The 11,156-nt window shown below is 50.1% G+C and carries 10 protein-coding genes; all 10 read right to left on the bottom strand.

Features of this window, described 5'->3' with window-relative positions:
- Positions 1-657: 657 nt before the first annotated feature.
- The 10 genes from SBI19_RS18745 to rpsB all read right to left on the bottom strand — a co-directional run bounded on the left by SBI19_RS18745 (position 658) and on the right by rpsB (position 11,037).
- Positions 658-1,992 carry a DUF5050 domain-containing protein gene (locus SBI19_RS18745; protein WP_317970959.1) on the bottom strand — a complete coding sequence of 445 codons (1,335 nt, stop codon included), beginning with the start codon at positions 1,990-1,992 and terminating at the stop codon, positions 658-660.
- A gap of 465 nt (positions 1,993-2,457) precedes the next feature.
- A complete protein-coding gene (gene proS, locus SBI19_RS18740) occupies positions 2,458-3,906 on the bottom strand; it encodes a proline--tRNA ligase (protein WP_317970948.1) in 1,449 nt (482 codons plus the stop codon).
- An 8-nt stretch (positions 3,907-3,914) separates the two neighbouring features.
- Complete coding sequence (rseP, locus tag SBI19_RS18735) at positions 3,915-5,198, bottom strand: RIP metalloprotease RseP (protein ID WP_317970946.1); 1,284 nt, start codon at positions 5,196-5,198, stop codon at positions 3,915-3,917.
- A gap of 111 nt (positions 5,199-5,309) precedes the next feature.
- A complete protein-coding gene (locus SBI19_RS18730; RefSeq protein WP_317970944.1) occupies positions 5,310-6,452 on the bottom strand; it encodes a 1-deoxy-D-xylulose-5-phosphate reductoisomerase in 1,143 nt (380 codons plus the stop codon).
- An 86-nt stretch (positions 6,453-6,538) separates the two neighbouring features.
- Positions 6,539-7,333: a phosphatidate cytidylyltransferase gene (locus SBI19_RS18725; protein ID WP_317970942.1), complete on the bottom strand. Its 795-nt coding sequence runs from the start codon at positions 7,331-7,333 to the stop codon at positions 6,539-6,541.
- Positions 7,334-7,353: 20 nt separating this feature from the next.
- Positions 7,354-8,118, bottom strand: a complete 765-nt coding sequence (locus SBI19_RS18720) for an undecaprenyl pyrophosphate synthase (protein WP_317970940.1) — start codon at positions 8,116-8,118, stop codon at positions 7,354-7,356.
- A gap of 58 nt (positions 8,119-8,176) precedes the next feature.
- A complete protein-coding gene (gene frr, locus SBI19_RS18715; RefSeq protein ID WP_317970938.1) occupies positions 8,177-8,731 on the bottom strand; it encodes a ribosome recycling factor in 555 nt (184 codons plus the stop codon).
- Positions 8,731-9,459, bottom strand: coding sequence for a UMP kinase (gene pyrH, locus SBI19_RS18710; RefSeq protein ID WP_317970936.1), 729 nt, complete (start codon positions 9,457-9,459; stop codon positions 8,731-8,733). The genes frr and pyrH overlap by 1 nt, the downstream gene beginning before the upstream one ends.
- A gap of 120 nt (positions 9,460-9,579) precedes the next feature.
- A complete protein-coding gene (gene tsf, locus SBI19_RS18705) occupies positions 9,580-10,230 on the bottom strand; it encodes a translation elongation factor Ts (protein ID WP_317970934.1) in 651 nt (216 codons plus the stop codon).
- Between the two features lie 108 nt (positions 10,231-10,338).
- On the bottom strand, positions 10,339-11,037 hold the full coding sequence (gene rpsB / locus SBI19_RS18700) for a 30S ribosomal protein S2 (protein ID WP_110043104.1): 699 nt from the start codon (positions 11,035-11,037) through the stop codon (positions 10,339-10,341).
- Positions 11,038-11,156 lie beyond the last annotated feature (119 nt).

Raw genomic sequence — 11,156 nt, 5'->3', positions numbered from 1 at the left:
TTGTCGTCCCTGCGGGACACGCTCTTGGTCGTTGCTCGACCGGGTTAAGGGGCTTCGCCCCATTAGAACCCCGGGAGAGTTGAGGGGGCTGCGCCCCTTCGAACCGAATATTAGGGGCTGTGCCTCTTTTGGAACCCGATCTTTCCACTCCCACCCAAACCCTCCCTCTCCCAAGAGGGAGGGCTCCAAAGGGTTGCACCCTTTGGAATCCCGCAGGACTGGTCTAGGCACGGTGGTCCGTGCGCTCGCTTCCGTCCCTAGTCGGGACACGCTTTACTGGAGCTGTATCTAGGTACGGTTGATGAATGGTGATAGGTATTCGGCGCTCGACCCGACTTAAGTGCTATTAAGCCGCTTGTCGTCCCTCGGGACACGCTCTTGGTCGTTGCTCGACCGGGTTAAGGGGCTTCGCCCCTTTAGAACCCCAGGTGATTTGAGGGGTGAAGCCCCTATGACCTGCTATAGTAGATCCAATTCGTGGGCTTCGCCCCTTGAACTTGTCCGATGCAACATTTGACTGCTTGTGTCGAACTTTGTGATGATCGCTTTATATTATACCTGAAACGGAGCAGGTGTGGGGACTCGGAAGAAATGAAAATATAATCTGAAAATTAACGGCCACCCGGTATCCTTCGAGGATGCCGAGCGGCGCGATGGTTAATTCGGTAAGCGCAAAGCTTGTAAGTAACTGTTGTGCCCATAAACATTATAATAGTACAGCCAATTCGCTGTGATATTGAGTTCACCTGGCGAATCGAATATATCCGGATCTTCAATTAGCTTCCACTCCCCCAGCATCCGATAGGTCGGTGAAGATGGCAGCAGTTCCTCTTGGCCATGATTATGAAGGCTTAGCCGAGCAATCACCTCATATTGAGCAGAATCGCGCCTCACATAATAAATCCAGTCTCCAGCGACGTTCATCGAATGAACATTGTCCGTGAACGAATGAAGAACCGTATTATTCGACCCGTCCAACTCCATCCGTTGAATGCTGCAGGTGCATTTGCCGTCATCTGGCGATCTAGTTCGCGTCAAATAGTAAATGCCATCCTCGTATTGCTGCATCCCATACAAATCATCAATTCCCTGCTTCACGACTCTTTTCTCACGTGACTCCAAATCAAAACGTTGTATCGTAAAGCGGTCCGTCGTGACATCCCGTGATGCATACAACAAATCGCCATTCACAATTTGAGGAGAAAGGATGATTCTATCCTTTAACAGCGTCGCCCTATTGCCTCCCTGCAGATCCATCACCTGCAGCTTACCATTCACCCAATACAGCTGATTGTGCGATAACTCCATCCATTGGATCGGCTCGTCATCGTTCCCTTCGTATAAAACTGATTGTCTGCCACTCGATAGGTTCAACCGGTAGATCGAAGCATTGCTTGTATAAAATAATTCGTTCGCATGAATGCTCATATTCTCTGCATAGTCGTCCGACAACGTAATCAAATGACTTCCATCCAGCTCGTTCAAATAAATGCCGCCGTTCAAATCCGAGAAAATGATCCGATTCCCGTAACGAATCGTATAGCTGTCATTGTGGCGATTCCCGTTCTCTTCGCGCCAGAACATATCAATCGTTTCGCTTGAAGTCACCATTTTGTTCACGAGCTTACTCGCTTTGTCGGCATATATTTCGACGAATTGATCGTCGTAAATGATCTTATAATCCCAATATCCGTTCGCCTCGGCCAATTCATATTGAAAACCAGGATCCGTAAGCAGCCTTCTTGGATCTGTTGACAAATAGAAGGTTGGATACGTTTGATCATGGGACAACTCCACTTTCATCAGTTGAAGCCCGTATCGTTCAAAAACGTTCTTCGTCGGATGTTCCCATCCTTCAATATCCTCTATGGTTTGTACCTTGCCCGAGTTCTGCTCCTCCGTCTGTGCTGTAGCTGCCTTTGACTCCAATGTGGATGCAGTATCCTGGTTCGTATCATCGCTGCATCCTGCCGCAAGTAAGGCAAATACCATTCCCAATCCAACGCAGCACCTCCATCTCATCAACTGCCCACCCTTCACCACATATTACAAATAATGTAACACGAACGCTCGATCGCCTGGAATATCTCTTCTCTAAAGTTTTAATCAAAATACCTACTGATTTCCGCACAAAAAAACACCTCTATAGTTTCATTGGGATTAACAACAAGTGTCTATCCAATGTTCACTTAAGAGGTGTTCTTATCATTACCATTTCACTCTACAGTAAAGCGTGTCCCGCAGGGACGAAAGCGAGTATCCACTCGGATGATGCATCACTTCGAATAAGTATGCAGATGATCGAGCCCTACTAAACCACTCTAACCCAGAGCTTGTCCCAACGGGACAAAGCGGGCACACGCTTAAACGTACCTAGACCAGTCCTTCAGGGCTCCAGGGGATATGTCCCCTGGGGCCCTCCCCTTTGAAGGGGAGGGTTTGGGCGGGGTAGAAAAATTAGTATGCTCTTGCGAAAGCAACCGTGTGCTCTGCCTTCTCGCCGCAGACGAGGCAGGTCGACTTGTGGGACGTCGGCTCGAACGGAATGTTCCGGCTCGTAGCGCCCGTCTCTTCTTTGACCGTCTTCTCGCATGCTGCGGAGCCGCACCAGCCCGCTTCGACGAAGCCGCGTTTATCTTCGAGGAACGCTTTCATCTCATCGAGCGTATCGAGCGAACGGAAGTTGTCCTCACGGAACTGCTTCGCGCGTTCGAACATATCGTTGTGGATCTCTTCGAGCATCCGTTCCACTTCTTCTACGAGATTCGCTTGCTGCACAATGCGCTTCTCGCCGGAAATCCGGCTAACCAGCACCGCTTGTCCATTCTCGCAGTCGCGTGGGCCGATCTCAATACGAAGCGGTACACCGCGCATTTCGTATTCGTTGAACTTCCAGCCTGGGCTAACATCGGAACGATCGTCAACACGAACGCGTACGCCTGCTTGTTTGAGCTGTGCGAACAGCTCGTCTACACGCGGCATTACGACATCGCGAGTCTTCGGCGGTCCGATTGGGATCATAATCGCCTGCGTTGGCGCTACCTTCGGAGGCAATGCGAGACCGCGGTCATCGCCGTGTACCATGATCAATGCGCCGATGAGGCGCGTGCTGACGCCCCAAGACGTTGTATGCGTAAATTGCAGTTGATTCTCCCGGTCGAGGAACTTAATATCGAATGCAACAGCGAAGTTCGTACCAAGGTAATGGGATGTACCCGCTTGTACCGCACGGCCGTCTTTCATCATCGCTTCAATGGAGTACGTATCGACTGCGCCTGCGAATTTCTCGGAAGGCGTCTTCTGACCCATAATAACCGGGATCGCAAGGAAATCTTGTACGAAATCACGGTAGACATGAAGCATACGCATCGTTTCTTCGCGTGCTTCCTGCTCAGTCTCGTGAGCCGTATGACCTTCCTGCCAGAGGAACTCGCTCGTCCGCAAGAACGGCAGCGTGCGCTTCTCCCAACGAACAACGTTCGCCCATTGGTTAATAAGGACAGGCAAATCACGATATGACTGAATCCATTTGGCATACATATGGCCGAACATCGTCTCAGACGTTGGGCGAACAGCCAGACGCTCTTCGAGCTTCTCGCCTGCCGCTTCCGTCACCCATGGTAGCTCCGGATTAAAGCCTTCAACGTGCTCCTTCTCTTTCTGGAAGAAGCTCTCTGGAATAAACAGCGGGAAATAGGCATTGCGATGGCCCGTCTCCTTGAAACGGCGGTCCAGATCACGTTGAATGTTCTCCCACAGCTCATAGCCCTCCGGACGGAATACGATGCATCCGCGAACTGGGGAATAATCCATCAGTTCTGCTTTCTTGATGACATCGATATACCAACGGGAAAAATCTTCGCTCTGAGGCGTAATTTCGGTTACAAAACCTTTCTCCTTCGCCATAAACGCTCTTAGTGCTCCCCTCTAAACAATCGCAAAATATCATTATAAGTGACGACCAGCATAAGCAGCATGATCATCGCAAAACCAATAAAGTGAACCAAGCTTTCACGGTTCGGGTCGAGCGGCCTGCCGCGTACAGCTTCCAAGCCAAGGAAGATGAGACGGCTGCCGTCCAATGCCGGAATCGGAAGCAGGTTGAAAATACCGAGATACAAACTAAGCAGCGCTGCCCAACTCGTCAGCTTCGTTATGCCTTGCGCGGCGATCTGACCCGTAACTTCAGCCGTACGAACCGGTCCGCCAAGATCATCCAGCTTAAACTCGCCTAAGATCAACTTCTTGAAGCCCTCGAATATCGCTATCGTCATCGACTTCATATATTGACCGGAAAGTTTAATCGTCTCTCCAAACGTTGCGGCTCTTGTTGGATAAGCAAAGCCAACGCCAACTTTACCGACCTTAGCCTCTTTATCGTACTCGGGCGTAATCGTTACTTTCCGCAGTTCGCCATTTCGAACAATTTCCCAATTCGTCGGTTTTCCTGCAGAATCTGCAATGAGATCGATGAGTTTGCTTTCCTCGCCTACCTCAACCTTCATCCCATTAACGGATCGAATTTCGTCGCCTACCTTCAAATCTGCATCAGCTGCAGGTCTGCCTGCTACGATCTCACCGACAAGAACCTTATCGGGATTGTCCACCGTAACGCCAGAGAGCTGAATGTAAATGCCGATTAAGACGAAGGCAAGTACAAAGTTCATGAACGGTCCTGCAAAAATCGCAAGGGCACGCTGCCCGATCGTCTTGCTGCCGAACTGACGATCGATCGGAGCGATCTGGGTCTCCTTGCCTTTGGAAATTAGAAGCGCTTGCGGATGAATGCGATACGTTTCCGATACACCATCGACATCAAGCGTAACGCTTAGACGACGCTCCATATCGATTGCCTGCACTTCACCCCGAATGACTTGGCTTCGCTCATCGAGCCTATCCAAGTATAGACGAGTAACCGTGTCGCCGCTTAGCCGGACAGCAATGGTCTGCCCTTCTGCTACATCGACGATTTCCGGGTCTTCCCCAGCCATTCGAACGAATCCGCCTGCCGGAATAAGGCGAAGCGTATATCTGGTTTCACCGCGTTTGAACGATAACAATTTGGGTCCAAACCCGATTGCGAACTCACGAACGAGAATACCGGCCCGCTTAGCGAAATAATAATGACCCCACTCATGAATCGTCACGATGACGAAAAAAACGAGAACGGTCAGAAAGACGACCTGTATCATATGCATGGCTAGGAGCCTCCTATTCCTGATCCAACATACTCCAGCAGCACCGGGTTGGCTTGTTCTTAATTTATCATTATTCTCCTATCCGATACAAGAGAACCGCTATGCTAGGCTCTACACGACTTCCGACTGCTGTCTCGCCCATTGATCCGTCTCCGCAATCGTCTGCTCGTCTGGATTTGCAATGGTATGGTGCTTTTCGAGCACCGACTCCACAACCCGTTCAATATCAAGAAATCCGATTTCACCACGCAGAAAACGTGCGACTGCAACCTCATTGGCTGCATTGAACACAGTAGTCGCTGTACCGGCAGCCCTGCCTGCCGCATAAGCCAGCTTCATCATTGGATAACGCTCTTCGTCCATCTCGCGGAAGCGTAACGTGCCCTGCTTGACCAAATCCAATCGACCGGTTGGCGTCGGACGGCGAGCAGGATACGTGAGCGCATATTGGATCGGAACACGCATATCGGGCAGACCCAGCTGTGCCATCACGCTGTGATCCTCAAATTCCACATAAGAGTGGATGATGCTCTCAGGATGAATGACAACGCCGATGTCATCATAGTCAATGTCATAAAGCCAACGAGCTTCAATTACTTCAAGCCCCTTGTTAGCCATCGTTGCCGAATCGATCGTAATCTTCGCGCCCATCGACCAGTTCGGATGCTTGAGCGCCTGTTCGACCGTCACATTGGCGAGCTCATCGCGTGTACGATCACGGAATGATCCGCCGGAGGCTGTCAACGTAATTCGTTTGACCGAACTGCGGCTCTCGCCGTTCAAACATTGAAAAATAGCCGAGTGTTCGCTATCGATCGGTAGCACAGGAACGCCGCGCTCTTGCGCAAGCGACATGACCAAATGTCCTGCTGTCACAAGCGTTTCCTTATTCGCAAGTCCGACTGCTTTCCCTGCTCGAATCGCTGCAAGCGTAGCGCCGAGTCCGCGACTGCCTACGATGGCCGTCACGACCATATCGGATTGTCCGGCAGCGGCAATTTCGATTAGTCCTTGTTCTCCATAGTATACCTTCGTGCTTGCAGGCAGATGGAGCTTTACTTCTTTAGCTGCTTCTTGCGAAGCGACACATACTTGTTTCGGGTGGAACTTCTTCGCTTGTTCGATCAACAGTGCAATATTGTTCCCGGCTGCGAGCCCTTCAATTTCGTACTGATCTCGATCATTAGCGATCACGTCCAGCGTCTGCGTGCCAATTGAGCCGGTAGAGCCGAGTACGGTTACTTTCTTCGTCATGTCGAAATCCTCCAGACGCCTATGTGCCGAGTATCGGCTTGCTGCAGTAAACGATTATGTAATGTAATACTCGGACTTTAGAAATTCTAAACAGTGAACAGCCCCATTAGTACGAGCAGCGGAAACACGATGATCCAGCTGTCGCAGCGATCGAGCACACCGCCATGCCCTGGCAGCAATGATCCCGAGTCTTTAATTCCGCGAATTCGCTTGTAGGCCGATTGAATGAGATCGCCAATCTGACCAGCGACTGCGCAGACAGCTGCAATGCCAATCGCTTTGCCAATGCTAACCCAATCCGGTGCGCAGAACGCGAACACAAGACCGACTATAAGCGCCAGAACAACACCGCCGACGGCACCTTCTACCGTCTTGTTCGGACTAATCGAAGGCCAGAGCTTCGTTCTTCCTATTGCTCGTCCGACGAAATAAGCGCCGGCATCAGATGCCCAAATGCATCCGAAAGCCAAGCAAGAGTAATACAGTCCGTGAGGTTCAACCGAACGGACTGTCAGCATAGCATCAAAGCCATAGCCGACATAGAATGCACCGAGCAGCAGCAAGGATGCGCCGTCGAGCGTCCATTTATTTTTGGATAAAACGGTAATTGCTAATTGCGCGAACATCAACACCCAGAGCACGGTTGTTACGGATGGCTGCTTCGTTCCAATTAACTCCCATGGAAGAACGAGAAGTAAGACGCCAATAAAACCGAGAAGCGATGAAGGATGAAACCATTGGACGCCGTTCATTTTGACGTATTCATGGAATCCGATGAGAGCTAGCAGAACGATCAATACTGCATATACCCAATTCCCGGCGACGACAGCGCTGGCAAATACAGCTCCGGCGAGTACACCGGTCACGATCCGTTGTTTCAACTTGTTCACTCCATTATTCGTTACAAGCCGCCGTACCTGCGTGCGCGTCGTTGATATTCCGCAATCGCCTCGTGAAAATGACTTTCCGAGAAGTCAGGCCAGTAGACGTCTGTAAACCACATTTCGCTATATGCCAACTGCCACAGCATGAAGTTGCTTAATCGGAGCTCACCACTTGTTCGGATGAGCAGGTCTGGATCTGGAATTCCACTAGTGAATAGATGATCACTCATGGTCGATTCATCAATTTGCTCGGGGGACAACTTACCGTCCTGTACCGCTTCTGCAATGAGCTTCACGGCATCCGTCATCTCTTTGCGGCTTCCATAATTGAGCGCAAAGTTGAGGATAAGTCCTGTATTTGTAGCTGTTCGTTTAATCGCCTCTTCCAGCGCATCGATCGTGTAGTCAGGCAGTGCCTCACGGTACCCCATCATACGAACCTGCACATTATTAGCGATCAGTTCCTCCAGCTCAATAGCTAGGAATTCTTGCGGAAGCTTCATCAGGAAGTCAACCTCTGCTTTCGGTCGCTTCCAGTTCTCAGTCGAAAACGCGTATAGCGTTAGGTATTTCACACCCAACCGATCCGCTGCCATCGTGATTTGCTTTACTGCCTTCATGCCGGTATGGTGACCGGCAATGCGAGGCAGCCCACGGCTTTTAGCCCAACGACCGTTGCCGTCCATGATAATTGCAACATGTTGCGGCACATTCTCAACCGTCAGCGTACTTGCCTTATCGGATGACGGCTTGACGAATTTGGACCATAATCGATCGATCATCCGGGACTCCTCCTAATGATACAACAAACCCCACCTGTCGGAGGGGCAGCATCGTCTATTAAACTTCCATGATCTCTTTCTCTTTAGAAGCCAGTACTTTCTCTACTTCTGCAACGAAGCGATCAGTCGATTTCTGAATATCATCTTGGTGGCGGCGCGACTCGTCTTCGGAGATTGTCGATTTCTCGAGTTTCTTTATTTCGTCGTTCGCGTCGCGGCGAATGTTGCGGATTGCAATCTTCGCTTCCTCACCGAACTTCTTCGTCAGCTTAACAAGCTCCGTACGACGCTCTTCTGTAAGCGGTGGAATCGACAAGCGAATCGTGCTTCCATCATTGGAAGGCGTCAATCCGAGGTCGGACTTCATGATCGCTTTCTCGATTGCCGCAACTGACGATTTGTCCCACGGTTGAAGAAGAAGTGTACGCGTATCCGGCGTATTGATGTTTGCCAACTGATTCACTGGCGTCATTGCGCCGTAGTATTCAACTTGAATACGATCGAGCAGCGCTGGCGTTGCACGTCCTGCGCGCAGCGTGGAAAGATCACGCTTGAGAGCACCGATCGCCTTATCCATCCGTTCCTCTGCATCCTTCTTAATCGCTTGAGGCACTAGTTGACACTTCCTTTCACGATTGTACCGATTCGTTCGCCAAGAATAACACGTTTAATATTGCCGGATTCCGTTATCGAGAATACAATAAGCGGAATGTTGTTGTCCATGCAAAGCGAGGATGCCGTCGAATCCATAACACCCAGGTTTTTGTTGAGCACTTCCATATACGTAAGCTGATCGTATTTCTCAGCCGTTGCATCTTTGAACGGATCAGCAGAGTAGACACCATTTACTTTGTTCTTCGCCATCAGAATAACCTCGGCTTCGATTTCAGCCGCACGAAGCGCTGCTGTCGTATCTGTCGAGAAGAACGGGTTACCCGTGCCTGCTGCGAAAATAACGACGCGGCCTTTCTCCAGGTGGCGAATCGCGCGACGGCGAATGTAAGGTTCAGCAATTTGCTGCATCGCGATCGACGTTTGTACACGAGTCGGCACGCCGATTTGTTCCAGTGCGTCTTGCAATGCCAGCGAGTTCATTACCGTTGCAAGCATGCCCATGTAGTCAGCCGTTGCACGGTCGATGCCTTTGGCCGTTCCTGCAATACCGCGCCAGATGTTGCCGCCGCCAACTACGATAGCAACCTCGACATTCAATTCCACTACTTCTTTTACTTGCTCAGCGATCGACGCAATAACGTTAGCTTCGATACCGTAACCGTTCTGACCAGCGAGTGCTTCGCCGCTCACTTTAAGTACTACGCGTTTGAAAACTGGACGTTCCATTCCTTTTTACCTCCATCTTGTACCTCGTCAAAACAATGGCGAAGACACAATCACAATCACACTTATTCCGAGCATACAACAAAGCGGGGCAGACACCCGCCCCGCCTGCTGTAATGTTACTTACAGTTTAGCTTGCGACATAACTTCTTCTACGAAGTTGTCAACTTTTTTCTCCAAACCTTCGCCAAGTTCGTAACGAACAAAGCGGCGGATCGAGATATTTTCACCGATCGTGCTGATTTTCTCGTTCAGCAGCGTCGAGATCGTTTTGTCTGGGTCTTTGATGAACGATTGCTCCATCAGGCAGAACTCTTCATAGTATTTGCCAAGGCGGCCTTCAACCATCTTAGCAACGATGTTAGCAGGTTTGCCTTCGTTCAGCGCTTGAGCCGTCAGAATTTCGCGCTCTTTCTCGAGCTCATCTGCTGCAACTTCTTCGCGGCGAACAAACTTAGGATTTGCAGCTGCGATTTGCATTGCGATGTCGCGAGCGAATTCACGGAATTGATCCGTTTTTGCAACGAAGTCCGTTTCGCAGTTGATCTCAACGAGAACGCCGATACGGCCGCCTGCGTGGATGTAAGATTCAACCACACCTTCCGTAGCTACACGGCCAGCTTTGTTAGCTGCTGCCGCGAGACCTTTCTCACGAAGAAGCTCGGAAGCTTTTTGGATATCACCGTTTGCTTCATCCAACGCTTTTTTGCAATCGAGCATACCTGCGCCTGTTTTTTCACGCAATTCTTTAACTGCACTCGCACTAACTGCCATACTATTACCTCCTGGATATTCGTTCTAAATTCCCTCTTGTTTCAAAAAAAGGGCGGTGAGGAGGCTTTACACCTTCTGACCACCCTTTCTGTTGTATACCGAGTATGATTACGCCGTTGTTTGTTCGCCTTGGTTAGCTTCAACAACTGCGTCAGCCATCTTCGCCGTAAGAAGCTTAACAGCGCGGATAGCGTCGTCATTACCTGGGATGACATAGTCGATTTCGTCCGGATCGCAGTTCGTATCAACGATACCTACGATTGGGATACCAAGTTTGCGAGCTTCCGCAACTGCGATACGCTCTTTACGCGGGTCGATTACGAACAGCGCGCTTGGCAGACCTTTCATGCCTTTGATGCCGCCGAGGAATTTCTCGAGGCGATCTTTCTCTTTGCGGAGAATGATAACTTCTTTCTTAGGCAGTACGTTGAACGTACCGTCTTCTTCCCATTTCTCCAGTTGCTTCAGACGATCGATACGCTTTTGAATCGTTTGGAAGTTCGTGAGCGTGCCGCCGAGCCAGCGTTGATTGATGTAGAAGTTGCCGCAACGTGCTGCTTCTTCTTTAACCGAATCTTGAGCTTGCTTCTTCGTACCAACGAACAAGATCGTGCCGCCTTCAGCAGCTACCGATTTGATGAAGTTGTACGCTTCGTCAACTTTTTTGACCGTTTTTTGCAGGTCGATGATGTAAATGCCGTTTCTTTCAGTGAAAATATAACGATCCATTTTTGGGTTCCAACGACGCGTTTGGTGACCGAAGTGCACACCAGCCTCGAGGAGTTGCTTCATGGAAATAACCGCCATATTCACTACACCTCCTAATAATGGTTTTGGAATTGTTCCGCCGCCGGTCGCATCTTCCTTCAAAACTCACCGTCCCGGTGAGCACCGTTAAAGGAATTAACTGGCGTGTGTTTTTAACA

Origin of the sequence: Paenibacillus sp. CCS19 (assembly GCF_033239625.1) — a bacterium.
Classification (GTDB): Bacteria; Bacillota; Bacilli; order Paenibacillales; family Paenibacillaceae; genus Paenibacillus_T.
The sequence above is the reverse complement of the archived record's forward strand: the minus strand, read 5'-3'. Positions and strand labels throughout refer to the sequence as shown.

Coding starts and splice junctions, on each gene's coding strand:
- SBI19_RS18745 (WP_317970959.1), bottom strand. CDS start 1,992: ATGGTATTTGCCTTACTTGCGGCAGGATGCAGCGATGATACGAACCAG.
- proS (WP_317970948.1), bottom strand. CDS start 3,906: ATGGCGAAGGAGAAAGGTTTTGTAACCGAAATTACGCCTCAGAGCGAA.
- rseP (WP_317970946.1), bottom strand. CDS start 5,198: ATGCATATGATACAGGTCGTCTTTCTGACCGTTCTCGTTTTTTTCGTC.
- SBI19_RS18730 (WP_317970944.1), bottom strand. CDS start 6,452: ATGACGAAGAAAGTAACCGTACTCGGCTCTACCGGCTCAATTGGCACG.
- SBI19_RS18720 (WP_317970940.1), bottom strand. CDS start 8,118: ATGATCGATCGATTATGGTCCAAATTCGTCAAGCCGTCATCCGATAAG.
- pyrH (WP_317970936.1), bottom strand. CDS start 9,459: ATGGAACGTCCAGTTTTCAAACGCGTAGTACTTAAAGTGAGCGGCGAA.
- tsf (WP_317970934.1), bottom strand. CDS start 10,230: ATGGCAGTTAGTGCGAGTGCAGTTAAAGAATTGCGTGAAAAAACAGGC.
- rpsB (WP_110043104.1), bottom strand. CDS start 11,037: ATGGCGGTTATTTCCATGAAGCAACTCCTCGAGGCTGGTGTGCACTTC.